The sequence below is a fragment of the Synechococcus sp. WH 8016 genome (assembly GCF_000230675.1).
GTDB lineage: Bacteria > Cyanobacteriota > Cyanobacteriia > PCC-6307 > Cyanobiaceae > Synechococcus_C.
This window is the reverse complement of the sequence record NZ_AGIK01000001.1, coordinates 472599-495732: the sequence shown is the minus strand read 5'-3', so window position 1 is coordinate 495732 and position 23134 is coordinate 472599. Positions and strand designations below refer to the sequence as shown.

Sequence of the window (23134 nt, the reverse complement as noted above, 5' to 3'; positions counted from 1 at the left end):
GGGTCTGTTCTGAATTGCACTGTGCCTGCTGACGTGCAGATCATCAGCGCGATGATGGTTGAAGACTCGTCTCTGCATCGCCCATGATTCGCTCCAGAGCTGCGGTGGCATGGGCTCCAGGCGAGCCCTTGGATGTCACCGAGATCGATGTGGCCCCACCCCGCGCAGGCGAAGTGCTTCTGCGTGTGGTGGCGACAGGGGTTTGTCATACAGACGCCTACACGCTGTCTGGTTCAGATCCTGAAGGTCTATTCCCTGCGGTGCTGGGACATGAAGGTGGAGCCGTTGTTGAGGAGATCGGCGAAGGCGTGACCTCCGTGGCAGTAGGCGACCACGTGATCCCCTTGTACACGCCCGAATGTGGGCGTTGTCGTTTTTGTCTTTCCGGTAAGACGAATCTGTGTCAGGCGATCCGTTCAACCCAGGGAAAGGGGGTGATGCCCGATGGGAGCAGTCGTTTTTCACGTGATAATCAGATGATTCATCACTACATGGGGACGTCGACATTCTCCGAGTACACCGTTCTGCCGGAGATTGCCGTTGCCAAGATCAACCCTGATGCGCCTTTGGACAAGGTGTGCTTGCTTGGCTGTGGTGTGACCACGGGGATTGGTGCGGTCCACAACACGGCCAAGGTGGAACCTGGCAGCAGCGTGGCCGTTTTTGGGCTTGGTGGCATTGGCTTGGCGGTGATCGTTGGTGCGGTTCAGGCTGGAGCCGAGCGGATTATTGGAATCGATCTCAATCCCGCAAAGTTCGCCATCGCCGAACAGCTTGGTGCCACCGAATGCATCAACCCCCGCGACCATGCGGCCCCTATCCAAGAGGTTTTGATTGAACGCACCGATGGAGGAGTCGACTACTCCTTTGAGTGCATTGGCAATGTGGATGTGATGCGTGCCGCACTGGAGTCATGCCATAAGGGCTGGGGTGAATCCACCATCATTGGTGTGGCGGGAGCTGGCCAGGAGATCAGCACCCGGCCGTTTCAACTGGTTACCGGCAGGGTGTGGCGCGGCTCTGCTTTTGGAGGGGTTCGTGGACGCAGCCAATTGCCCGGTTTTGTGGAGCGCTATCAAGCGGGGGAGATTCCTCTCGAGAGCTTCATCACCCACACCATGGAATTGAAGGACATCAACCGAGCTTTTGAGCTGATGCACGCGGGCGAAAGTATTCGCACGGTTGTGCACTTTTAGCGGAGCGTTTAATAGGAATGGAATTGATCAGCAGCCAACGTTGTTTTAACGGTGAACAACGCCGCTACCGCTTGCAGTCTGCGCAGCTGAAGGGCAGCAGCACCGTGGGTGTGTTTTTGCCTCCGAGTGCTCTCAAAGCGAATGCGGCATCTGTGCCGGCATTGATTTGGCTGTCTGGACTCACCTGTAGCGATGAGAATTTCGTGCAGAAAGCCGGAGCCCAGAGGCGAGCTGCTGAACTAGGCCTGGCCTTGATCACTCCCGATACCAGCCCAAGGGGAGAGGATGTTCCCAGCGATCCCTCGGGTCAATGGGATTTTGGTGATGGCGCCGGTTTTTACGTTGATGCAGACCAAGAACCCTGGTCTGAGCACTACCGCATGCATAGCTATGTCCTGGAGGAACTTCCTTCACGGCTTTGCGCTGAATTGCCCCTTGATCGTCAGCGTCTAGGCCTATCCGGCCATTCGATGGGAGGCCATGGCGCCTTGATTCTTGGTTTGCGGCATCCAGACTGCTTTCAATCCATATCAGCAGTCGCTCCGATTTGCCATCCCAGCCAATGCCCCTGGGGGCAAAAAGCGTTTGGTTATTTTTTTGGCACCACCCCTGAAGCACAAGCCCGATGGCGCCATTGGGATGCCGTCGCCTTGTTGGAGGATGGCTATCACCGAAAGGATCAGCTTTTGGTTGACCTGGGCTCCGCTGATCCCTTCCTGCAAGAACAGTTACGTCCAGAGGATTTGAGGAGTGCCGCCGCTAACCACCACCAACCACTGGCGTTACTGATTCACGAGGGGTACGACCACAGCTATTTTTTCGTCGCAAGCGTGATTGATCGCCACCTGGATCATCATGGGCGAGCGCTTGGTTTATTGGGTTAAGGCAACAAATGATGATGAACAGATCACTTGATCACAAATAATCGTTGAGGGATCGTGATGAAGATCCTTTTGAAAGAGATCCCCTAGAGCTTCACTGAGGTCTGATTTGATCAAAAACAGTAGCCGTACCGTCTTGGGCAATCGCAAGAACATCAAAGGCTTCTGGTGATACGCCGGCTGTTTCCATGCCAGGAGATCCCATGGGCATTCCAGGAGCTGCGAGTCCTCTGATATCAGGTCGTTCGTGCAACATTTTTTTGATGGATGCTGCTGGAACATGCCCTTCCACCACATAGCCATCCACAATGGCCGTGTGGCAAGACGCCAGCTCCTCGGTGATGCCATTGGCTTGTTTGAAGGCGTCCATCGCATTGATCACCTTGTCTTGGATTGGGAATCCTGCTGCTTCAACGTGTTCAGCCCATTTTGTGCAGCAACCACAACTCTCAGATCGATAAATGGCGATCTCGGGGAGGGGCGTCGCAGCCAATGGTGTCGCTAGGCCATCCCTCAGCTGAGCATCAGCAGGAAGTGGCAGGATGGTGAAAAATAGAGCCATCAAAAACCCTAAACAAATCCGTTCCATCTCTATCTGCTCAGCAACGTTCCAATGATAATAAGTGAAGGCTCTTCTATGATCCTCGCTCGCTGTTTTGAAGGCTATTTTTCACCCCTGAATATCCATACAAACGGAACACCCATCGCAATGGAACGTCAATTTGTTTTGAACATCAATTTGTTGTGAACATCAATGTCAGTATCAAATGCCTCGATGCGATCTCGATTTTAAGGAAGAAAAGGGCTTAAATCGTTGATGGCAAGGCCTCTATAACGTCATCAAGGCGACTTCAGCGCATAATCCTGGCCCGAAGGCAAGGGCGACGCATGGTCCATGACAATCATCTTGACGCATATGGTCAAGCACAAACAAAATAGTGGCTGAAGACATGTTTCCATAGCGACTAAGAATATGTTTGGAATGAGCAAGTTGATCCTCTCTGAGAGTCAATGATTCAGCACATGCTTGAAGAATTCTTGGGCCCCCAGGGTGAATAGCCCAATGTTGAATGGCATTGAGATCGATGCCACGGACCTGCAGCCATTGGCTAAGCCATGGTTGCAAGGTCGTCGCAATCGCCTTTGGTACTTTTGGGGATAAGCCCATGGAAAAGCCATGATCTCCAATCTGCCAATGCATTAAATCGCGGGTTCTCGGAATCACCGTGGATCCAGAAGCCTCTAGCAACAGTCCTGTTGAACTCGATTCCGGGGATGTGGATTCAGCATGCGTCGCGACCAAAGCGGCGGCACCATCGGCAAATAACGTGTTGGCCACAACATGTTCAGGATTCCAGCCATATTGCAAATGAAGACTGCATAATTCCACGGCGCAAAGCAGAACCACCGCTTCGGGATCAGCTTTGACAAAGGCGTGGGCGACGCGTAAACCGTTGATTGCTGCATGACACCCCATGAACCCCACATGGGTCCGTTGGACATTGAGCGGAAGCTGAAGTTGATCAATGAGATCACAATCAACGCCTGGAGCATGAAATCCTGTACAGCTGATGGTGATCAGATGGGTGATTTGTTGAACAGAGATTGATGACTCATCCAGTGCCCGTTGGCATGCTTTGAGCGCCAATGAGGAGGCATGCAGTCGAAATGCCTCCATCCGTACGGCCGTGTTGGGGCTATCAACCCCATAAAACGGCAAGCGCTGATGGATTGTTTGCTGTGGATCGCCAGTTAATAAAACACTTCCCCTGGTTTCCACTTGTGATCGCCTTTGAATGCGGCGTACGAGCGAGGCTCGCTCGGGATGATCTGCACTGACCCATTCAGACAGGGTTGTTGACTCCGTTTGATTGACAGATTGCGTAGGGACTGCGGTCCCGAGCCCGAGAACACTCAGTGGCATGGCTCACCTAAAGGCGTTGGCAGCTTGACCTCGTTCAGGTTGGAGATGATCTGTTCAGACAGTGAGGGCCAACGTCTGATCAGTTCAAATAACACGGTTGTGGGGGCGGGGCGTTTCAAGACGGTGGATAAGGCTCGGCAGACCGATTGCCGCCTGCCGATGTGCCATTGAAGAGCTTTTTTCCAGCGCGCTTCTAAATCGTCGCTCCAACCTTCCAGTCCTTCCAGAACGAATGGCGCTGCTGCTGCGCCTGCCGTTAAGGCCCAAGCCATCCCTTCACCGGTGAAGGGCTCGACATAACCTGCGGCATCGCCCATCACAAGAAAACGTTCTCCAGCTACCTCGTCTGAACTGCGGCTGAGCGCTGGAGTGAGTTGCCAGCGTTGACCTCGTTCCAGGGCCGCCGGCACTGGAAATCCCGCCTGTTTTAAAACATTCTGAGCGGCATCAACGGCTCCTTGTCCCTTGGAGAGGACGTGGCGATCAAAGGCTCCTGCAAGATTGAGCAATCCATCTTCCCGGCGCACTAAGCCCACATAGCCCTGGTCGCCAATCGCCATATGAATGGCTCCCGCGGGGTAGTGAGAAGACTCATCATCAACGACGCAGCCGGCCCCATGTCTTGATTGCTTGCGAATCCTGCTTTGTCCTGCTTCGTTTTTGGGAAGGCAACGCTGGGACAGGCCAGCGGCCACAAGCACAACCCGTGCTTTGACAGAACGGCTCGTTCCACTGTGATGGTCTTTTAGGCGCACGCTCCTGTACCCAGGGCTTGCTGACTCAACTTGGGCTGTCATCTCGAAGCGTGCTGATGCTCCAGCGTTCATGGCTGCCTCGATGAGGGCTTGATCGAATCGTTCCCGCGAAAGCGCAAAGCCATCTGGTAAAGCCAATGATGTTTCACGTCCACGCAGTCCAAGTCTCAAGCTCTGCAGTGCTTGCCCGCCGCAATCCACAATCAAATTGTGCTGACCTCGCGAACTCAAAATGGCCTGAGCCTGATTGTTGAAACAGCATCCACAAACTTTCCAACGCGGGAACGCGCGTTGTTCAACGAGCAACACGCGCAACCCCCGTTGTGCACAATCCAAAGCAGCCAGACCTCCAGCAGGCCCACCACCAATAATCACAACATCCCACAGGTTTTGCATCTCAATCTCGTTCCCAGCTCAAGAGGTAACGCTCCGGCCACGAGCGTTTGATCTGCGCGTTCTCAAGACCTGCCCGCTTCGCGATGGCCATCATTTCATCGGGTTTCAGGGCGCCGCGTACAGACAGAGGGCCATCGGTATGAACCACCCAGGAGCGACTTAAAAGCCTGGTGCCAATCCAAGCCAATCCAAAACCAAGTCGACTACGAATGAGGTCATCCACCAGGACGAGTTGTCGTGATCGAAGCGCCATCCCCTCTAAAAGACGGACCACATCAAGCTCATCTAAGTGATGTGCGAACAGCGTGCAATACACCACATCAAAGCTGCTTTGGTCTGTTGGTGTTGCCAAGGCATCAGCAGTAAAAACCGTGAGCGCTGCTTTTCGTGTCCTTGCATTGGTCCGAGCAATTTCAACAGCTTCAGGGTTGAGATCACAGGCATGAAGATCAAGTGCCAACCCCTTTTGCTTGGCCATCAGCGAGAGGTCGATGGCGGTATCACCCCCCCCACAGGCAAGTTCAAGAACGCGCAGTGGCTTTGTCAGACGAGTCTTTGCAAGGGCCTCGATGGGGCGAAACAAACCGGCGGAACAGCGACTGATCGTATTAATTCGCCGCAAGCCCATCAATGCTTTTGCATGCTCACCTGGGTCAAGGCCAGGTTGATCCATCACTTCCGGTTGACGATCGCGATTGTTGAGCGCAGCACCCCAGATCATCCAATGAGCCTTGTTGTCTCAACACGCTAAGAAAACCATCGGCTAGAGCGGTATCGCGCAGTCGTACAAATGAAACCTCAAAATTGATGCCTTGTTTTGATAAGACAGCCTGCAATTTTTAGTTGGTGAGCCGTTTCTCCGGGTTTCTGGAGTCAGCTTTGGTTAGATCGATAGCCGATCCATGAGTCCATCAGCCCCTATCAACATTGATCTCGCAAGCACAACTGCCGAGCACCGGTGCTGTAACCGGAGTTTTAGAGGCACTCGCATTTTTCCGTGATCCCTCTTTTGCTCAACGTCGCTTTGAGACCCATGGTGATCTCTTCGAGACGTCTCTCCTCGGTCAGCGCATTGTGTTCATCCAAGGGGATGAGGCCATCGCTGACTTGTTGGCACAAGGAGATTGTCTTGAGGGGTGGTGGCCCAAGAGTGTTCGTTTGTTGCTGGGCAGCCGCTCCTTGGCCAATCGCAATGGTGCTGGGCACAAGGCTCGTCGGCGCGTGGTTGGTCAATTGTTTTCCAGTGCAGCGCTGCGGCGCTATGCACCAGAGATTGAAGCTCTCGTACAGGAACTCGTTGCAGAATTGCTGGACAGCCAATCTGCTCTCCCACTCGCCCCGCGTATGCGTCGCTTTGCGTTCAGCGTGATCGCAAACGTTGTCTTGGGTCTCGATAATCAAGACAAAGACGAATTATTTGCTGATTTCGAGATTTGGACGAAGGCTTTGTTTTCGATCTCGATCTCGATACCGGCTTCCCCTTTCGCTAAAGCAATGCAGGCACGCTCACGCTTGCTTACACGCTTGAAACTGGTGCTCGTCAATCACACCTCGTTGCGAGGGGGCTTAGATCTGATCCGAGGTGGGGTGGATGAAGCCGGGATTCCACTCAACGATGACGATTTCGCTGAGCAACTCTTGCTCCTACTTTTTGCAGGCTATGAAACAACGGCATCGTCCTTAAGTTGTCTTTTTCGTGCATTGTTGATAAATCCAACTGTTCACGACTGGCTGTTGTCAGAGTTGGATCATCTGTCTTCTGAAGACCCTGATGATCTTTCCCACCCTCGCTTGGATGCCACCGTGTTGGAGGTGATGCGCCTAACCCCTCCGGTGGGAGGGTTCTTTCGGCGAACCAAGGGTCCGGTCATGCTCGCTGGAATTGAAGTTCCGGACAATCGAGTGATTCAAGTGGTTTTGACGGCATCCACAACGGGCGATGATCCTGACCTATCTGCTTTTCGTCCCCAACGGCATTTGGATCGATCGTTCCAGCAAACCTTGATGCCCTTCGGGGGTGGGGAAAGGGTATGCCTGGGAAAAGCTCTCGCGGATCTTGAAATTCGCTTGATGGCTGTTGGATTGTTGAAGAAGATCGAGTTAAAACTTGAACCCAATCAGGATTTGTCATTGCAACAAATTCCCAGCCCCACTCCACGTGGTGGTCTTGTTGTAACTTCACGGCAAAGATAATGATATCTGGTTTCTCATTCATTTAATTCAGACGTTCTGGCGCTACGCCTGAAAATGATTGAGTGTTGAGAAACATATGTTCTATCAACGATATACCGAGAAATAATTAAACATTGCCCTGAATTCTCAGCCTCACAGAGTTGGAAACTCAGCTTTCAAGCCCTGTAAGAACCATGCTCTGATGCTGCCCAGCAGCGAGTCTTGTGCGCCGCTAGGCCCCTTTGAATGTCGGCCATGGCGGCATGAATCGTCGAGACGGTATCGACCGACTCACGGTTGATGGGTAAAGAGTTGTAAAAAGGTGTTGACTCGTTGTTGTCCTGATGTCCACCTACTCAGTCATTGGCTGTGGCTACGTCGGTAGCTTCGTGGCGGCAAGCATGAAAAACCAGGGTCACTACGTTGTTGGTACAACCCGAACGCCACAACGGTTTGCTGAGCTACGCAACGTGGTCAATGAACCAATAGCTCTTGACCTTGCTCAACAAGATTGCGACTTTTCATTCCTTGAGGACCAGGAGGGTGTTCTGATTAGCGTGGCACCCACGCAAAATGGCGAAGGATATCAATCCGTGTTTTCGAACGGCATTCGTAATCTTGCCCGAGCCATACGTTGTCGTCAGTCCACGCGGCCACTTCACGTGACTTACATCAGCTCTGCGGGTGTTTACGGAGACCACCAGGGCCAGACGGTGACAGAAGATTCAACTGTCGACTGTTTGAATCCTGTGAATGCCATGTTGGTAGAAGCAGAAAATGTTCTGCTCACCATTGACCGGCCTGACACGAAGATTTGCGTCCTCCGGCTGGGCGGCATCTATGGTCCAGGACGAGACATGGTTGCCATGATCAAGCAGGCAGCTGGAGAACAGATTCCTAAGAACGGAAGTGATATTCCTGCTTGGAGTGGGATCTTTGATATTACCAATGGTGTGAGCTTCGCTTTTAGCAAGCAGCTTGTCGGTATCTACAATTTGGTCGATGACATGCAGCTCAGTCGACGTGAACTGTCCAATGAGATTTGTGATATTGATGGATTGCCTCCGGTGATTTGGGCCAATGAAAATATGCCAGGAGCACGAGCAATGAATGCCAAAGTCGCGAATGAAAAAATTAAATCAGAGGGATTTCTGCTCAATTCACCTTCGATGCTTCTGCCAATAGCCGTCTAAATGACGCTTTTATGTTGCAGTTTATCAAATAATCAAATGCCGAATTCTTGCCTTAACCTTGTTTGAGAATTCTTTTTATATTGAATTACTGTATGATATTGAATTAACAATTACAGCATCGCTATATCAGTGATGGGACGATTCTCGTTCCATCACTTTAATGCATACCGTTGTCGAGCAGTCATCCTGGCGCTCATCAGCTATGGCTAGTCCTTCTAACCAAAAAAAAGAACCCCCCACAGCTGTGAAGAGCTCAACGCATTTCCTGATCAAAGAATATGAAGAATAAAGGCTTTCGGCAAGGGGGATCAGTAATTACATGCTCGCTCATCATCGCGGCTTATCAATTCACCAGGGAAGTTCTTGCCCATTGGAATGCCAAAACGTGCCGCTGGTCTCTAGTTGAAGCGCATCAATCCGTGCCAATAAGCCTCGGACTGCCACTTCTGGGCTGATTCCGTTGGGGTTGTAGTTGATCATGCGAGTGCTGACCAGCCCTGGATGGAGGATGGCCACCGAGATGCCCCTTGCTTTCAAATCGATGGATAGTGATCGGCCCGCCATGTTCAGTGCCACTTTGGACATCCGATAGCCATAGGACCCACCTGAGCTGTTGTCGTCGATGGATCCCATCCGACTGGTAATCAGGGCCAGCTTTGCTCCTGAGGGCATCTGTCCCACCAAGGATTGTGCCAAGACCAACGGAGCTAAAGCATTCACTTCGAATTGACGTTTGACTCCTTCAATATCGAGATCCTCGAGACCCATCGATTGCAGGGTCCCAGCATTGAGGATGACTCCATCCAACGGCCGGCCATTCAGATTGGCAAGCAACCCAGCAATGGAGGCTTCACTGGTGAGTTCGATGCCTGACTGAATCTCCACACCCATCGTCTCAAGTTCCTGAGAGGCTTGGCGGCAGACAGCAATCACCTGGTCATGACGAGCCTGCAACTGACGGCAGAATTCGAGACCGATTCCCCTGTTTGCTCCTGTTACAAGAAAGGTGGCCAAAGGACCCTCTGAGTCAGAGATCAGTTTGATCCAGAATCAGGAGGGAGGGATCACCGGCATTGATTTCCAGTGATGCCAGTCAAAATGCCACCATTCAGTAGCAAACGAACGAAATCCTCGTCGTTCCATCGCCTTGCGCAATCGTTGAGCATTGGCGGCTCGGTCTGCGAGAACTCCATCAGCATTGACATGGGCGGACTTGGAGAAATCGTCGTAATCCGTGGGCATGCGCAAGGGCTTCCCCCTCTGATTAACCAGAGTCACATCCACTGAGGCGCCTCGGGTATGTCGGCCTGCATTCACTGAAGGGTCCGAAACATAGCGAGGATCTTGAATCTCATCCCACATCAACTGCTGTACAGCGAGAGGGCGATGAGCATCCCAAACCTTCAATCCAAGCCCTTCCTTGGAGAGATCTTGTTGGACTTTCTGCAATGCCAGGGCCACTGGACAGCGCAGCTGAGGATCAACCTTGGAATAAAGGGTACGTCCTAAAAAATTGTTAGAACTGGCGTAGCGAATTTCAAACAATGGCCTGGGTGAAATTCTATTGAGGGATACGAGCTCTAGACCGCTGCATTGAAGTGGCACCTCGGCACGACTAGGGAATGGATAAAACGGAAGACTGAGGAAGAGACCAATGAATAATCTCTGAAAAACCTGGGCAGGCTTTATTGATTCACTGTTACTAGAAAAGATAAAACCGAAATAAGACATCGTGGTTCAAGTGATGTGTGTTGATTGGAAGTTCCACATGGCCTCGGCCTCTTGCCACAACTCCCAAGAGTGCCGTGAGCCACCCACCAAAACGACTTGGCCAGCAAAACCGGCTGGAGAAGGTTGATAGAGATCGGTTAAATCCTGAACAGACTCACCATCTCTTGTAAGGATCTCGGTGACTCGCTTTCCCATCCGCTTGGAAAGATCCTGCTGGAACTCATCAAGAGTCATGGGAGTCTTTGATCATGAAGAACAAAAGGAATGGAGTCTTGCGAAAAGCAATGTAGCGGCATGTGATCGCCTGCGTCTGGATCGATACAGCTTTTCAGGTTTTGGGTGATGTAGTACAGGGTAATGATTGCGCTAAAACAGTGGTAAGAGCTGTATCCACACTGAGAGTTCTCGTCCCAAGATGGATAGGTTGAGCAGCCTGTGAAACGGCTAATTCAATCTCAAATGGTACAAAACCACCTTCAGGTCCGATCATGACGACAGCAGGTTTTAAAGAGAGAGCAAAGGCTGCTTCCTTTGCGTTGATGTCTGTAATCCAACAGTTTCGTGATTCGCAAACCGATAACAATTGATCTTCTATAAAGGGACGAAAACGCTTATGTAAGTGCACATTGGTGATGATTGTATCTTTCGATCGCTCCATTCCAGCAAGAAGCGCATCATGAATTTTATCTGGTTTCAATAAAGGGCTTTGCCAATAACTTTTTTCGACTCTTGCGCTGTTAATTAAATGAAGGTTATTGACACCATATTCAGCAACTGTCCGAAAAATTCGGCGCAGCATCTTTGGTCGTGGTAAGGCAAGAATAATATCAAATGTGTGTCGTGGAGGTGACGGCTCTGTAAGACTGACGCGCAGAACGACTGCCTCTGGATGCATGGAGACAACAATTCCATTCCCGCATTGACCCCCCAGTATTCCAACGTGTAATGATTGACCAATCGTTGGTTTTAAGATCTTTAATATATGAGTGAGGCGATAGTCGCGAATGATAACTTCATTTGAATCACCAATAAAGTCTTGATGATTGAGATGAATAATATTCATAAGGAGTCAAGAGCTGAATGGATTCTTGGCAACTCTGAACTAGCTAACCATAATCGCGTAAGCCCGAAGCAGCCTCAAGAGAAAAGTGCGCTGCAGGGAAGCTCAGAATGAAATTTGGAAATTGACAACGACCACAATGAGACGTTCCAAAATCACCCTATGGTGATCCAAGCGATATGGCAGTGCCAGCCGTGAGTTGTTGTGACAGCTAATGGGGTTTGATCCACGGCGATGGTCATCAGCGGCTGAGCCGCATCGACGTCAGACCGTTACCAGCAATGTCGATGCACTTTTGGCTGAAAATGACAGTCTGCGCAGGGAGGTGCTGCAATTGAAAAGGCAGCTTGATCAGTTGCGTCAGCGTCAGTGGAGACAACCCCAATCCAGACAACAGCAGTCACACCACTACCAGCGCACGCAAGAGGGCAGGCATGAGCAGGTAGGCAATCCTCCATCTGTTACCTCTGATCAAGTTGAGCATTGGGGAGAATCGCTTTCTAAACAACAGGGATGGAGTGCTCTTCGCCTGAGTGAACTTGAAAATCTGATCGATGTTTTAAATCGTTCAAGTTTTCACCCTCAGCTCAGTCTGCATCAACGATTGGACCGGTTGATGCCTGGTCTGGGAACAGATTTGTTTGCTGCCATACGTAAGCCTCTTACAAAAAAACGCTGTGCAGTGCTTGCCACGTTTGCGCTGTATGGCATCAGAGCCCGTGAGTGGCTGGAAGAAGAGCCACAAAGGGTGGTCTTCGAATTAAAAAATAGACAGTCAAGCTCGCGCAAAAATCGACGCACAAGGACAGATCAGAGGGCTTCTGATCGGCATGCTGAATCCAACGGGAGAAACGAGGCATCGTCGTGTCGCTCTATCAGCGATGCACTCGAAGTATTAGGCCTTAAGCGGGGCGCCTCGCAGGACCAGATAAAACAAACGTACCGTAAATTAGTTAAACAACATCACCCAGATTTAGGTGGATCCGTTGAGGCATTTCGTAGAGTCAATGAAGCCTATCAGCTCCTTATAGTAAACACTTAAGCGAAGCCAAGATCCCAAGCTTTTAGTGTGTGAATTGTTGGTGGCGAACATCGATCAACTGGGAATTTGATCCATAGGATGCACTGATTGTTTTTATTTGAAAATCGGATTCAAGCCACAATGCACTGATCGTGAAGGCTTGATGAGCAGGAACTTTGCCTGGGCAACGTAAAACAATATTATCTGGAAAAAAATATTCGTTATCTTCGGCCGAATGGTTTAGATAAAATGAATCATGGAAAAAAGATCGGCTCAAATCTAAATCGACCACTTGGCTGATTCCTTGCCAATTGGCTTCTACATTCCATTTTGGGATCACTTGAATAGAGTCACACCAGGGAGAAGCACCAAAATCGCTTCGATGTTCGCGAATACAAGCAACCCTTTGCAGTTCTCCACTGGTGTCGTAGAGCATACCGACACTGAGTCGTAGATTCTTGCTTGCAAGAAACAGTTCAATGGGAAAATATTGTTCTGCTTCACAGCGAGGAACGAGCCACGCTGCACTTCCATTTGCAAAGGCTAAACCCCTCATGTAGTCACTAGCAGGATGCATAAAGCCATCATCCCTGCAATGATCCTGAATATTATAATTCCATTTCTTCTCTACAATTTGCTTGTCATGATAAAAGTATTGATTGTGTTGATGAATGATACTTCTGTCGGTATTCGATACAAAATTTCGCGTGCTTAAAAAATTCTCCGATACCTCACCGAGCGGGTTATAACGAACCCATTGCCCATCCCAAGATCCCAGGTGAAAATTCCAAAAGGCATCCCAATTTTGATGAGCAGCTGTTCGTACTCGATCAATCATTTGTTGATATCAATGAAGAACCAATCAATAATTCTAGAAATGAAAAGATAACCATACGAGTGACCATCTTTAGAGTGAAGCTGGGCCATCCAGCGCCAGGAATCATGAACAGAGACCAAAATCGACCAATATGTCCATTATGAGCAAGCAGCTTCCTTAAATCGATGATTTGGACCTATTCCTTTTGTCTCGTAGCCGGTGGCGTTTTGATTGCCCTGTCTCTTGATAACGATGGTGACGGGTTCGATGGCGACGGTTTAGGTGGAAACCTAAGCCTGTTGTTCAGCACTCCATTTTGGTCATTTGGTCTTTGCGGCTTTGGATTATGCGGATTGCTGATGTCGATCCTCAGGCCAGTCGACAATGGGCTGGCGTCTTTGCTGGTGGCTACGGCCATGGGCGTTGGGATGGGATGGGGCGCATCCCATGTTTTGCGCTTGATGAGCCGCCGAGAAGCTGACACCCTGATCCGCAATGACGACTTAATCGGTCGACAAGGTCTGGTGACATTGACTGTTGACACCAAGGAACGGGGCTTCGTCGAATTGCGGGTGCGCGGAAGTTTGATTCGTCGGCCTGCCCTTAGCAATGCAGGCACGCTGGCAGAAGGCACCTGCGTTGTGGTCGTCGCAAGTGACGAGCACACTGTGCGCGTCGATCGCCTGTGATGGCTGTGGGCAATTTCAAAATCCAGAGCTAAGCCAAGGTCAGTGACCTAAGGCCCATGTCTATACGACTGCTCAGCGAGCAGCCCGCTCCATCGGTCGGTTTTCTTTCCAGAGATCAAAACAACACCATCGCAGGGGGGGTGGGCGTCGTTGTCGTCAGTCTTGTGGGGCTAACGCTGCTCAGCCGATGGATGATTCGGATCTGTCGCCCGAATGAAATGTTGGTGGTAACAGGATCACGCTCGAATCAGGGCAGTCAGGGCTTAAAGGGATACCGCGTGGTGGCCAATGGCGGCTGGACATTTGTGAAACCGGTTCTCGAGACAGCAAGGCGTATGGATGTCACGCTGCTACCCGTCTTAGTAGAGGTTAAAAATGCGTATTCAAATGGAGGGACACCGCTCAATATTCAAGCGATTGCGAATGTGAAGGTGAGCACCGATCCAGATGTGCGAAATAATGCAATTGAACGGTTTTTAGGTCGTGATCCTCGTGAAATCATTCAAGTAGCACAAGAAAATCTAGAAGGAAATCTGCGAAGTGTTCTTGCCCAGCTCACTCCGGAGGAAGTCAATGAAGACCGTCTTCGGTTCGCTGAGCAAATCGCCAAGGATGTGGGAGATGATTTAAGGCGTCTGGGACTTCAACTAGATACGTTAAAGATTCAAAGTGTTTCTGATGACGTTGATTATCTCAACTCAATCAGTCGACGAAGGGTGGCTCAGATCGTTCGTGACGCAGAAATTGCTGAAGCTGAGGCGATCGGGCAAGCCGAACGCATCGAAGCGGAAATGGAGGAAAAAGCCGAGGTGGTGAGTACCGACGCACAAACCGTTGTGCTTGAAAAAGATAATGGAGTGCGGACCAAAGTGGCTCTTATGGAAAAGAAGGCCCGATCTGAGGAGCAACGTACAGAAGCAGCAGAGTTGGAGGCAAGAGCGATAGCCGAACAGAAATTGCAAAAGGTACGAGCTGATCTTGAGCGCTTGCGGTTACAAGCTGAAAAAGTACTTCCAGCTCAAGCCAACCAAAAAGCAAAGGAGCTGAGAGCTCGAGGAATGGCTGCCGCAACAGCTGAAGATGTGAAAGCAAGCGCCCTCGTGAATGACTTGCTGACAGAGGTATGGGAAGAAGCCGGCAGCACTGCTGAACTTGTCTTTTTGCTCCAGCAAATTGAAATGGTTCTGGACCATGCCACTCGTCTACCAGGACGGCTTCATTTGAAGAGAATTACAACGTTGGATGGAAATGACGCATCCAGTCTTGCAAGCCTTGTAGCACTTAATCACGTTGTCGTACGTCAGTTCTTTGATCAAGTCAAAGAAATCTTCGGCATTGATCTCATCGACACTCTTTCCAACAGAGGTAATCAGTAATGTTTGTTTCTATTCTTCTAACAGGAGGAGCGGGCTTATTGGCCTTCGTTCTTCTCCTTAAAAAGTTGTACTACATCTGTCAACCGAGTGAAGCTTTGATTTTTGCTGGTCTTAAACGGACCACTGGAGCAGGGCAAACAGTAGGTTACCGAACGGTTCGTGGTGGAAGTGCCTTACGAATTCCATTGCTTGAAGAAGTCATGCGATTGGATTTGAGCAATATGATTATCGACCTACAAGTTGAGAATGCATATTCACGTGGAGGTATTCCTTTAAATGTTTCTGGCGTTGCAAACATAAAGATCTCAGGGGATGAACCTGGAATCCATAATGCTATTGAACGTTTAATTGGAAAATCTCAGGAAGAGATCCGTCACATAGCAAAAGAAACACTTGAAGGTAATTTAAGGGGAGTTATGGCTAGTTTGACACCAGAACAATTAAATGAAGATAAGGTGACGTTCGCGCGAACGCTTCTAGAAGAAGCTGAAGATGATCTTCAAAAATTGGGCTTAGTCCTTGATACACTGCAGATACAAAATATATCAGATGATGTTTTATATTTAGATTCAATTGGTAGAAAGCAGCTCGTTGAATTAAAACGTGACTCACGAATTGCTGAAGCTGAGGCCAAATCACAATCAGCAGTCAAGCGTGCCGAGAATGAACGGATCACGGCTTTACGCCGTCTCGATAAAGACCTCGCTGTTGCAACGGCAAATGCCAATAAAAGGGTACAAGATGCCCTAACAAGACGAGAGGCATTGGTTGCCGAGGAAGAAGCAAGGATTGGAGCAGAGTTGGCTAGAGCGGAAGCAGAACTCCCAGTACAAGAACAACGGATCAAACAAGTGATCCAACAACTTGAAGCAGATGTGATTGCACCTGCAGAGTCAGAATGTCAAACAATGATGGCGGAAGCAAAGGGAGAAGCAGCAACGATTATTGAGCAAGGGCGCTCACAGGCAGAGGGATTAAGAGATCTTGTTGAGTCCCTCAAGCGTTCTGGAGATGATGCCAAGAGGTTATTTCTACTCCAAAAGCTTGAACCACTTCTGACAATGTTGAGTGATACTGTACAACCGATAGAAGTAGAAGAGGTGAATCTGATTGGTGAACGTCAGGGGCAAACGAATCTTTCTATTGCTACTCTATTAAAACAGCTCCAGGCGAGCACAGGTTTGCGCTTACCAGATTCATTAACTCAACAGGAGACTGATCAAACAATTGAATAAAATAATTGAAAACAACAAATTATGATTTTCTATTTAATTTTTCCCATGCATCGCTATGCCGAAAAGCTGGCCAAGCTACAAAGTAATAGATAAATAGAGGAAACAGTGAATATTCAGGATGCACGTATGAACCATATAGCAACCAATACCCACCTACGGCAATAGGAAGAGCAATGAGTCTAGGACCATTTCCATAATCATCCTCTGCCCAACGTGCACTTAATGCTTTTCCAACAATCCAAGGAGACAATACAAGTAAAAAAGTCCAATGAAGTATTAAACGGTAGAAATTAAAAAAAGGCTTGAAGAATGATGAAGCAATGACAAATACAATTAAGTACGGAAAGATCACAGGATGAATGTAGCGTTACAGCCATAATAACCCGAGAAAGCTCTTAGAACAAACAATAAAAACAACAAGAAGCCATCAAGTATACAAACCTGATGTGTGAATTGCCTAACATTTGAACACAATTAGATGATATGTCTTATACTTTATATGAGAACGTATCTGAATTAGTCAAATCTCCCCCTGTCGTAGATTTAGACTTTAAGTCAGCATCCATGTCTACGAGAAGATTTACCTCTTTAGTTTAGTCCAACCATTTTCAGACATTTTCTCTCAATCATTTTTGCAGCTACTATCATGTCAGGTTCATGGAAAGATATTGAACAGCACTGGATCAAACTTCGTGATCAGTCATCATTTGATTTGAATGTTCCATGTGTCGCCATCAATAAAGATGGTGATTTGCATGAAACTACACTTTGGGGGTTGACCAATCATATAGATATTCCTTTAATGCTATCGAAACAATTGTTGTTTAATTATATGGAACTTGTCATTACGCGAGGAGAAGAAACAGCAAGGAGTGAAATGCAGCAGCTAAGCGCTATTGACTTGCTTACTTTTTTTGAGGAGCTTCAAAAGTTTAATAATCAATCTCATTCTGAGAAATTTTGTACCGTTAATGATGTAATCAAGGCAATAGACATCGCCCAGGCTGGTTATAATCAAAATCCACGTAAGATGCTAATTGTCCAATTAGGTGAATTAAGAGCTGATTTGCTACTGGCGTCACCTCCTTCCAATGATGGCAGAAACTGAAAAACTAAAAAAGAGACTTTAATCATACAGCTATTGAGTTTTATCAATTATAAGATATAATTCAAGGAGATAATTTCGGACAATATACTGCAAAGATTGAAACAAACCATGCATGCCTTAAATGGAACCTGACGTATTTGGATATATAGCGGCAACACTAACAACAGTTAGCTTCTTCCCTCAAGCTCTCAAGACCCTTAAAAGTAGGGATACTCGCGCCATTTCATTACGCATGTACCTGCTGTTTACGGCAGGAGTGGCTTTCTGGTCACTTTATGGTTGGATGGTGAACGATGGACCTGTACTCATTGCCAACCTGATCACGTTAGTACCAGCAGTCATTGTTCTAGGTCTTAAACTGTCAAGCTTTAGAAAATAACCATCAAGTAGCCAAAATCTATGATAGTCAAAAGGTAGTATTGAATATAAAAATACAAAAAATAAATATTCTTACGAAATTAATCTTGAAATAATAATAGCAAAACTTAACTATAAACAGGAGAAGCTACTAGATCAGATGATATATCTGATGTTTCGTATGCAGTGAAATAGAAGGACCATGCACTGATTAAGGTATGAAATGTCTCAAGAGCTCGATGCTGCTCATCAGATCCCGGTTTGGTGTATTTAAAGTCCATAAAAAGCTTGTCAGCAAACGCTTGCTGCTTTTTGCAGAGTTTGTCAATGGTCATGGCTGCTGACTCAAATAGAAGCGAAGGGTGGAAATGAAATCATTGGAGCTCGGTTCAACGCCGATCGGGTATGAATCAGAGAACTCGCAAGGAACATTACGGAATGTAAAGATTCTACAGGCAGGGCGGTGCCTCTGCGATCAAGGGTTTTGTTTGACTCGATAACGGTGTTTGCTCTTGGTTACTCTTGGATGAATCTGTCTCTGCAGGCATCAACTGAAGCTTTCATCGATACTGATGACTTTTCTTTTGTCTCAAATAGATACTTCCGAAAGCCGGCTATCCAAGCATAATGATGAATTTCAACGATATTAATGTGATGATCTTGGAAGAAAAAATTAAAGATATGATTAATTGTCTTTATATCATATCGCCGTCGCTGCTCTATTAATTCATCTCTTTTATTGTTCTTGGGTTTAAACAAAGAACAAACTGTTGTAGATTAGTTGCAGTTTTTTCTTGCAAATACTATTGCGGATTCATCACCAAGCTTACCTGCTTTGTCCCAATCTGCGCATGCTGTATTTAAATCACCAGACATTTCCATTGCAACGCCACGATTGAAAAAGGCATTGCCATTCTCTGGATCGAGTGAAATGACCATCTCTAAGTCATTGATCGCTCCCTCAAGATCGCCAACTCTTGCTTTGGCAATCCCTCGATTAGAAAGGGTAGAGTTGTTTTGGGGATCCAGTTCTAGTGATCTTGTGTAGTCAATGATGGAGCCACTAAAATCTCCTCTTTTTGCTTTGGAAACCCCACGATAATCATAGGCAGTGGCATCATAAGGGTTAGACTTTATTTCATCAGTAAATGCATTGATCGCACCTGTGTAATCTCCAGTCCGAAGTTTGTCTAAGCCAAGGTCCAAGTTAGAATTAGCATTAGCAGCAAAAGGAGATGTAAGTAAAATAGTTAAAGTGATTACAATTGTTAGAAAGGCAGAACTTAATTTCATTGGCTTTAATCAGATTTCCTCATTCTACATTGACACTAAGCAGAAAACCCCTGCTGGTACCTTGGGTTAATCCTAGAGAAGATCTTTCTACTTAAGAAAAAGTATATCACTCAATCATTTACAAAAAGCTAATTTCTACTATTTATTAAACTAACGAATCCAATCTTCAACAGACATGTCTTTTCGTTTCAGTAAAACAAAGCATGTTCCAGCATTTCCGCGACATATTCGCATTGAGTCGTTAAGTGCCGTAATGTCAAGCCAAGCAGGAAATGTTTGGTTTATGGCGGTTAGTAATGTTGGTCTCCAACCATTACCAAAAGTGGGGCCTAACCATCCCCCTTTTTTGAATTTCACACCAACCTGATTCAATCCATTGACGGATAGTTCGGCTTCCACTGCAATACCTGCCAGGAATCCAAGGGGGCCGGTTAAACGGAGCACGTTCAAACCTTTCTGTTGGACTGGGTCAAGGATCTGTAGATTTTCTAGCCACCGCGCTTGCTTAAGCCATGGTTGCGTTGAACTACTCCATCTCAATTCCCATACACCTCTCAATAAGGCTACGTCGGTTGATAGATCAACTTTCGCTAATGCCTCAATATCCTTAATCAATAAGGGTATGGTTGGATCCTTAGGATTTAATTCAAGGCGTTCAACGAGCTCTTCTTGGCAATTCATTAGATTAATTCTGGATGATTAGGGTCCCCTTTAAATGGACCAATGGTCCAGCTCGTAATCCACCCACCATAAAAGGTCCCTGGTTGTGGTTTTACCGCCTCACCTTCTAGAAAGCATGCATCAACTCTTTGAGGGTAAAGACTAATCCAATCCGCCAGCATGGCATAACGTTCCGTTGGGGTTGGATAACTCCAGGCAGCTCGCACCCTTCGATCACTCCCATCTGTTTTGCTTAGTGACCAATAGTTTGCTACTCCTTTCCATTCACAATAGGATGCTGGTCCTGAGGTCTGATGAAGAGTGCCGCTTGTAAATGCACTCTGATGAAGATAAATGGTAGGTGGATGGAACGTTTCACAGATTCGAATGTAGCGTGAGTCCTCGGCTATCGTTTCATTTCCAACAATGACTGAAACGGCACCATTGATCATTTCAATCTTAGGGGGCCTTGGATAGTCTGAGACTATTTCTATTGAATGCATAAAATCTCTAATGCCTTTAAGCTCACGTTATTCTAATGGTGTAAGTGGTTGGATAGTCTAGTCGAATGGTATTAATCCAAAAGCAGTGATTGTGGAAACATTCTTTCTTGCCATTTGTCTCAACATTGTATACTATATCAATGCTTATGGCATGAAAATCGACAAGAACAAATATCCAGTTAGGGATCAGTATTCATGCTTTAATGCATCTTTTTGCATCCTGGAAACTCTATCGACAATACTTTCATTGCTTAACCTAGATCTTAGGCGCTCAACCAGGAGTGGAAATGCTAATGGACCCGGTCTTGGTATGCGGCTATGAACGATATTCCCTGTGCGCATTCGCGATAACGCCTTTACTAACCTAGGCATTTCAAGTTGATCTTGAAGAACTTCACGTCTAGCTTGCAATAGTAACAAGTTATCTGGTTCATACCTATTAAATACATCCCACAGAAGAGAACTACTAATTTGTAACTGACCACTCGTTTTGTTTTTTCCTGGATACCCTTGTACCATTAGTCCAGAAATTTGAGCAATGCTACGAAACCGCCTTTTACATAACTCTGATAAGTTCAACGCATTTTCTAAGTCTTTTTCTAAGTCACTATCTTCAAGAAGATATTCAAGATTCTCCTCTAGTAAACACTCCAACGGATAATCACGTGGTGCCAACAGCTCAAATCCATAGTCATTGATTGACACGGTGATTGTTGATCTCTGTTTAGTCGCGAGCCTTGATGCCCATAAAAATCCGAGACCTTCATGCACAAAGCGTCCTTCAAATGGATAGACAAATAAATGTTGACCCTCTCTCGTAAGGCATGTTTCTATTAAAAGTTCATTTTTGTTTGGAACAACTGATAAATCCATTTGCCGTTCAATCAGTGGTTTTAGAGCTTCTAATTCTGGTGTATCTAAAATAAATTTAGAAGCTTGCCCTAGCTCCTCTCTCAGTTGGGTCGTCAATAAATCTGATAAAGCCATTTGTCCTCCCACCCAAGCAGGCACAGTGTTGCTCTTGCGTTTAGTAGCTTTTACATAGGCTGTCATATCTTTGAACCTTATGAGTTCTAATTGACGTCCTGCAAAAAAGAACACATCCTTGGGCTTTAATTGGCTGATGAAATATTCTTCAACATGTCCTAAATATGGACCCCTACTGAATTTGACACGTACTGATGGGGCAGAGGTGATCGTTCCGATATTTAGTTTATGTAGACGTGCAATGGATTGATTGTTAACAATATAATGATGATGTTCAGCATCCCATTCGATTTTCCGATAGCGAGGATATGCATTTAAACAGACGCCTCCTTTTTCGAGGAATAATAGGCACCATTTCCATTCATCATCGGTAAGGCTTGCAAATGTTGCTGTCTTACGAATAGCTTCTAAGGTCTCTGTGGACTTTAAACCTGGACCACAAGCCAAGGTTGTAAGGTGTTGAAGTAAGACATCGAGTGGTTTCTCTGGAGATTTTCTGTGTTCAATAATGTTGTTTTGTAGTCCACGTCTTAATGCACTTAGTTCAAGGAGTTCTAGAGCATTTGTAGGCATGAATAGTACGTCTGAGGTTCCACCAGGAGTATGAGCAGAACGACCAGCACGTTGTAGTAAACGAGCAATATTTTTAGGACTTCCAATTTGAACAACTTGCTCTACTGGTTGAAAATCAATACCTAAATCTAGCGAACTTGTACAAACAACCCATTTTAATCGTCCATCTTTCATATTCTCTTCAATGGCTTCTCTCTCTGATCGATCGATTGCACTGTGATGAAGAGCCAATAAACCCTCCATTTCAGGACAAGCAAAGCGCAGGCATTGATGCCAGCGTTCAGATTGATTGCGTGTATTGGTAAATAATAGGGTGCTTCTTCCTGGATCTAGTTTGGCAACTAATTCTTCATACATACGGAGTCCAAGATGACCTGCCCATGGAAACCCATCAATTGTGTCCGGGATAATGCTTCGAATGGTGGTTGAACGAGGGTTGGCACTATTGATATGAATGCATCTTTCATGTAAACCTAATGCATGCTTAGCTGCTTCATCAGGATTCCCAACTGTTGCGCTTAAAGCCCATGTTTGTAATGACGGTTTCAGTGTTCTTAGCCAACTTAGGCACAACTCAGTTTGACTCCCTCGTTTACTACCCATGAGCTCATGCCATTCGTCCAGAACCACTGTTTCCAGATTTTTGAATAGATCAAAAACTTTTTGGTTTCCGATCAATACACTTAGTGATTCAGGGGTTGTTATCAGAATCTCGGGAGGATTTCTTAATTGCTTAGTTCTTTCTGCGCTTGTGGTATCTCCATTTCTAGTTCCTACACGTATAGGCCAGTTCATTTCTGAAATTGGCAAATGAATAGACACAGCCAAATCGCGACTTAAAGCCCTTAATGGAGTGATGTACAACAGCCGAACCCCCCTTTTAGAGCTTTTCTCTGCAAGCATCTTTGCTATGGGGCCGAGCACTGCTGCGTAGGTTTTTCCTGATCCAGTAGGGACTTGTATCAGGCCACTGGCTCCCTCAAGAGATGCTTTCCATGTTTGTCTTTGAAACAAGGCCGGTTTCCAACCTTGCTGTGCAAACCAAGCTTCGATTGGTTTAAGGGACTCCATCTGTCTAATGGCTATGACGATTAGTCTTGTCTATAGAAGTATCTATCATTCATTCTAGTTTCAATCAAGCATAACGTGTGGTTGCGATTCAAATACGTGTAAAATAGACGATAATATGAATAGGAATGCATAAGAA

At 47.0% G+C, this 23134-nt stretch carries 25 protein-coding genes; 10 read left to right on the top strand and 15 right to left on the bottom strand.

The window, feature by feature from the left end; translation table 11 throughout:
- The first annotated feature begins 83 nt into the window (after positions 1–83).
- Together SYN8016DRAFT_RS02575 and fghA are read left to right on the top strand one after the other, a co-directional pair.
- Complete coding sequence (locus tag SYN8016DRAFT_RS02575; RefSeq protein ID WP_006852678.1) at positions 84–1196, top strand: S-(hydroxymethyl)glutathione dehydrogenase/class III alcohol dehydrogenase; 1113 nt, start codon at positions 84–86, stop codon at positions 1194–1196.
- Between the two features lie 17 nt (positions 1197–1213).
- Positions 1214–2080, top strand: coding sequence for an S-formylglutathione hydrolase (fghA, locus tag SYN8016DRAFT_RS02570; RefSeq protein ID WP_006852677.1), 867 nt, complete (start codon positions 1214–1216; stop codon positions 2078–2080).
- Between the two features lie 91 nt (positions 2081–2171).
- Here the strand turns inward: fghA and SYN8016DRAFT_RS02565 are convergent, their stop codons facing one another.
- The 4 genes from SYN8016DRAFT_RS02565 to SYN8016DRAFT_RS02550 form a co-directional block, all read right to left on the bottom strand.
- A complete protein-coding gene (locus SYN8016DRAFT_RS02565; protein ID WP_253909765.1) occupies positions 2172–2639 on the bottom strand; it encodes a DUF411 domain-containing protein in 468 nt (155 codons plus the stop codon).
- A gap of 267 nt (positions 2640–2906) precedes the next feature.
- Positions 2907–4001: a type III polyketide synthase gene (locus SYN8016DRAFT_RS02560; RefSeq protein ID WP_006852674.1), complete on the bottom strand. Its 1095-nt coding sequence runs from the start codon at positions 3999–4001 to the stop codon at positions 2907–2909.
- Positions 3992–5152, bottom strand: coding sequence for an NAD(P)/FAD-dependent oxidoreductase (locus SYN8016DRAFT_RS02555; protein WP_006852673.1), 1161 nt, complete (start codon positions 5150–5152; stop codon positions 3992–3994). The genes SYN8016DRAFT_RS02560 and SYN8016DRAFT_RS02555 overlap by 10 nt, the downstream gene beginning before the upstream one ends.
- 1 nt (position 5153) lies before the next feature.
- Entirely contained in the window at positions 5154–5873 is a 720-nt protein-coding gene (locus SYN8016DRAFT_RS02550) for a class I SAM-dependent methyltransferase (RefSeq protein WP_006852672.1), read from the bottom strand.
- 209 nt (positions 5874–6082) lie between these two features.
- On the opposite strand from SYN8016DRAFT_RS02550, the gene SYN8016DRAFT_RS02545 reads away from it, so the two are divergent.
- The gene (locus SYN8016DRAFT_RS02545) at positions 6083–7345 is read left to right on the top strand and encodes a cytochrome P450 (RefSeq protein WP_141561402.1); all 1263 of its coding nucleotides are present in this window, start codon (positions 6083–6085) and stop codon (positions 7343–7345) included.
- Between the two features lie 323 nt (positions 7346–7668).
- Positions 7669–8517 carry an NAD-dependent epimerase/dehydratase family protein gene (locus tag SYN8016DRAFT_RS02540; RefSeq protein WP_006852670.1) on the top strand — a complete coding sequence of 283 codons (849 nt, stop codon included), beginning with the start codon at positions 7669–7671 and terminating at the stop codon, positions 8515–8517.
- Between the two features lie 348 nt (positions 8518–8865).
- On the opposite strand, the gene SYN8016DRAFT_RS02535 is transcribed toward SYN8016DRAFT_RS02540, so the two are convergent.
- The 4 genes from SYN8016DRAFT_RS02535 to SYN8016DRAFT_RS14355 form a co-directional block, all read right to left on the bottom strand.
- Positions 8866–9531, bottom strand: coding sequence for an SDR family oxidoreductase (locus tag SYN8016DRAFT_RS02535; protein ID WP_006852669.1), 666 nt, complete (start codon positions 9529–9531; stop codon positions 8866–8868).
- A gap of 36 nt (positions 9532–9567) precedes the next feature.
- Entirely contained in the window at positions 9568–10248 is a 681-nt protein-coding gene (locus SYN8016DRAFT_RS02530) for a M15 family metallopeptidase (protein WP_006852668.1), read from the bottom strand.
- Between the two features lie 6 nt (positions 10249–10254).
- Positions 10255–10482, bottom strand: coding sequence for a hypothetical protein (locus SYN8016DRAFT_RS02525; protein WP_006852667.1), 228 nt, complete (start codon positions 10480–10482; stop codon positions 10255–10257).
- 94 nt (positions 10483–10576) lie between these two features.
- Positions 10577–11311 carry a 16S rRNA (uracil(1498)-N(3))-methyltransferase gene (locus SYN8016DRAFT_RS14355; protein WP_006852666.1) on the bottom strand — a complete coding sequence of 245 codons (735 nt, stop codon included), beginning with the start codon at positions 11309–11311 and terminating at the stop codon, positions 10577–10579.
- 211 nt (positions 11312–11522) lie between these two features.
- On the opposite strand from SYN8016DRAFT_RS14355, the gene SYN8016DRAFT_RS02520 reads away from it, so the two are divergent.
- Positions 11523–12350 (top strand): J domain-containing protein, encoded by an 828-nt coding sequence (locus SYN8016DRAFT_RS02520; protein WP_006852665.1) that lies wholly within the window; start codon positions 11523–11525, stop codon positions 12348–12350.
- Between the two features lie 22 nt (positions 12351–12372).
- On the opposite strand, the gene SYN8016DRAFT_RS02515 is transcribed toward SYN8016DRAFT_RS02520, so the two are convergent.
- Positions 12373–13167, bottom strand: a complete 795-nt coding sequence (locus SYN8016DRAFT_RS02515) for a DUF3598 family protein (RefSeq protein ID WP_006852664.1) — start codon at positions 13165–13167, stop codon at positions 12373–12375.
- Between the two features lie 164 nt (positions 13168–13331).
- Between SYN8016DRAFT_RS02515 and SYN8016DRAFT_RS02510 the strand changes: the two genes are divergently transcribed.
- From SYN8016DRAFT_RS02510 to SYN8016DRAFT_RS02500, 3 genes are all read left to right on the top strand, one after another.
- On the top strand, positions 13332–13835 hold the full coding sequence (locus SYN8016DRAFT_RS02510) for an NfeD family protein (protein ID WP_006852663.1): 504 nt from the start codon (positions 13332–13334) through the stop codon (positions 13833–13835).
- A 218-nt stretch (positions 13836–14053) separates the two neighbouring features.
- Entirely contained in the window at positions 14054–15211 is a 1158-nt protein-coding gene (locus tag SYN8016DRAFT_RS02505; RefSeq protein WP_253909809.1) for a flotillin family protein, read from the top strand.
- Positions 15211–16446 (top strand): flotillin family protein, encoded by a 1236-nt coding sequence (locus SYN8016DRAFT_RS02500; RefSeq protein WP_006852661.1) that lies wholly within the window; start codon positions 15211–15213, stop codon positions 16444–16446. Before SYN8016DRAFT_RS02505 ends, SYN8016DRAFT_RS02500 begins: the two co-directional genes overlap by 1 nt.
- Before the next feature lie 19 nt (positions 16447–16465).
- Here the strand turns inward: SYN8016DRAFT_RS02500 and SYN8016DRAFT_RS14830 are convergent, their stop codons facing one another.
- Positions 16466–16798 (bottom strand): hypothetical protein, encoded by a 333-nt coding sequence (locus SYN8016DRAFT_RS14830; RefSeq protein ID WP_006852660.1) that lies wholly within the window; start codon positions 16796–16798, stop codon positions 16466–16468.
- Between the two features lie 294 nt (positions 16799–17092).
- Between SYN8016DRAFT_RS14830 and SYN8016DRAFT_RS02495 the strand changes: the two genes are divergently transcribed.
- Both SYN8016DRAFT_RS02495 and SYN8016DRAFT_RS02490 read left to right on the top strand, forming a co-directional pair.
- Positions 17093–17554 (top strand): hypothetical protein, encoded by a 462-nt coding sequence (locus tag SYN8016DRAFT_RS02495; RefSeq protein WP_006852659.1) that lies wholly within the window; start codon positions 17093–17095, stop codon positions 17552–17554.
- Between the two features lie 121 nt (positions 17555–17675).
- The gene (locus SYN8016DRAFT_RS02490; RefSeq protein WP_006852658.1) at positions 17676–17933 is read left to right on the top strand and encodes a SemiSWEET family sugar transporter; all 258 of its coding nucleotides are present in this window, start codon (positions 17676–17678) and stop codon (positions 17931–17933) included.
- A gap of 106 nt (positions 17934–18039) precedes the next feature.
- Here SYN8016DRAFT_RS02490 and SYN8016DRAFT_RS02485 read toward each other — a convergent pair whose 3' ends face one another.
- The 5 genes from SYN8016DRAFT_RS02485 to SYN8016DRAFT_RS02470 form a co-directional block, all read right to left on the bottom strand.
- Entirely contained in the window at positions 18040–18246 is a 207-nt protein-coding gene (locus SYN8016DRAFT_RS02485) for a hypothetical protein (protein WP_006852657.1), read from the bottom strand.
- 442 nt (positions 18247–18688) lie between these two features.
- Positions 18689–19204: a tetratricopeptide repeat protein gene (locus tag SYN8016DRAFT_RS02480; protein ID WP_006852656.1), complete on the bottom strand. Its 516-nt coding sequence runs from the start codon at positions 19202–19204 to the stop codon at positions 18689–18691.
- 150 nt (positions 19205–19354) lie between these two features.
- A complete protein-coding gene (locus tag SYN8016DRAFT_RS02475) occupies positions 19355–19885 on the bottom strand; it encodes a PAP/fibrillin family protein (protein ID WP_006852655.1) in 531 nt (176 codons plus the stop codon).
- Positions 19885–20316 (bottom strand): DUF427 domain-containing protein, encoded by a 432-nt coding sequence (locus tag SYN8016DRAFT_RS14350; RefSeq protein WP_371212435.1) that lies wholly within the window; start codon positions 20314–20316, stop codon positions 19885–19887. Before SYN8016DRAFT_RS14350 ends, SYN8016DRAFT_RS02475 begins: the two co-directional genes overlap by 1 nt.
- A gap of 237 nt (positions 20317–20553) precedes the next feature.
- Positions 20554–22998, bottom strand: coding sequence for a ligase-associated DNA damage response DEXH box helicase (locus SYN8016DRAFT_RS02470; protein WP_006852653.1), 2445 nt, complete (start codon positions 22996–22998; stop codon positions 20554–20556).
- Positions 22999–23134: the final 136 nt, after the last annotated feature.

Excerpts from the sequence above, each read along its gene's own strand:
- SYN8016DRAFT_RS02575 (WP_006852678.1), top strand. The coding sequence starts at position 84 with ATGATTCGCTCCAGAGCTGCGGTGGCATGGGCTCCAGGCGAGCCCTTG.
- fghA (WP_006852677.1), top strand. The coding sequence starts at position 1,214 with ATGGAATTGATCAGCAGCCAACGTTGTTTTAACGGTGAACAACGCCGC.
- SYN8016DRAFT_RS02565 (WP_253909765.1), bottom strand. The coding sequence starts at position 2,639 with ATGGCTCTATTTTTCACCATCCTGCCACTTCCTGCTGATGCTCAGCTG.
- SYN8016DRAFT_RS02560 (WP_006852674.1), bottom strand. The coding sequence starts at position 4,001 with ATGCCACTGAGTGTTCTCGGGCTCGGGACCGCAGTCCCTACGCAATCT.
- SYN8016DRAFT_RS02555 (WP_006852673.1), bottom strand. The coding sequence starts at position 5,152 with ATGCAAAACCTGTGGGATGTTGTGATTATTGGTGGTGGGCCTGCTGGA.
- SYN8016DRAFT_RS02550 (WP_006852672.1), bottom strand. The coding sequence starts at position 5,873 with ATGATCTGGGGTGCTGCGCTCAACAATCGCGATCGTCAACCGGAAGTG.
- SYN8016DRAFT_RS02540 (WP_006852670.1), top strand. The coding sequence starts at position 7,669 with ATGTCCACCTACTCAGTCATTGGCTGTGGCTACGTCGGTAGCTTCGTG.
- SYN8016DRAFT_RS02530 (WP_006852668.1), bottom strand. The coding sequence starts at position 10,248 with ATGTCTTATTTCGGTTTTATCTTTTCTAGTAACAGTGAATCAATAAAG.
- SYN8016DRAFT_RS02525 (WP_006852667.1), bottom strand. The coding sequence starts at position 10,482 with ATGACTCTTGATGAGTTCCAGCAGGATCTTTCCAAGCGGATGGGAAAG.
- SYN8016DRAFT_RS14355 (WP_006852666.1), bottom strand. The coding sequence starts at position 11,311 with ATGAATATTATTCATCTCAATCATCAAGACTTTATTGGTGATTCAAAT.
- SYN8016DRAFT_RS02520 (WP_006852665.1), top strand. The coding sequence starts at position 11,523 with ATGGGGTTTGATCCACGGCGATGGTCATCAGCGGCTGAGCCGCATCGA.
- SYN8016DRAFT_RS02515 (WP_006852664.1), bottom strand. The coding sequence starts at position 13,167 with ATGATTGATCGAGTACGAACAGCTGCTCATCAAAATTGGGATGCCTTT.
- SYN8016DRAFT_RS02510 (WP_006852663.1), top strand. The coding sequence starts at position 13,332 with ATGATTTGGACCTATTCCTTTTGTCTCGTAGCCGGTGGCGTTTTGATT.
- SYN8016DRAFT_RS02505 (WP_253909809.1), top strand. The coding sequence starts at position 14,054 with ATGTTGGTGGTAACAGGATCACGCTCGAATCAGGGCAGTCAGGGCTTA.
- SYN8016DRAFT_RS02500 (WP_006852661.1), top strand. The coding sequence starts at position 15,211 with ATGTTTGTTTCTATTCTTCTAACAGGAGGAGCGGGCTTATTGGCCTTC.
- SYN8016DRAFT_RS02495 (WP_006852659.1), top strand. The coding sequence starts at position 17,093 with ATGTCAGGTTCATGGAAAGATATTGAACAGCACTGGATCAAACTTCGT.
- SYN8016DRAFT_RS02490 (WP_006852658.1), top strand. The coding sequence starts at position 17,676 with ATGGAACCTGACGTATTTGGATATATAGCGGCAACACTAACAACAGTT.
- SYN8016DRAFT_RS02485 (WP_006852657.1), bottom strand. The coding sequence starts at position 18,246 with ATGACCATTGACAAACTCTGCAAAAAGCAGCAAGCGTTTGCTGACAAG.
- SYN8016DRAFT_RS02480 (WP_006852656.1), bottom strand. The coding sequence starts at position 19,204 with ATGAAATTAAGTTCTGCCTTTCTAACAATTGTAATCACTTTAACTATT.
- SYN8016DRAFT_RS02475 (WP_006852655.1), bottom strand. The coding sequence starts at position 19,885 with ATGAATTGCCAAGAAGAGCTCGTTGAACGCCTTGAATTAAATCCTAAG.
- SYN8016DRAFT_RS14350 (WP_371212435.1), bottom strand. The coding sequence starts at position 20,316 with ATGATCAATGGTGCCGTTTCAGTCATTGTTGGAAATGAAACGATAGCC.
- SYN8016DRAFT_RS02470 (WP_006852653.1), bottom strand. The coding sequence starts at position 22,998 with ATGGAGTCCCTTAAACCAATCGAAGCTTGGTTTGCACAGCAAGGTTGG.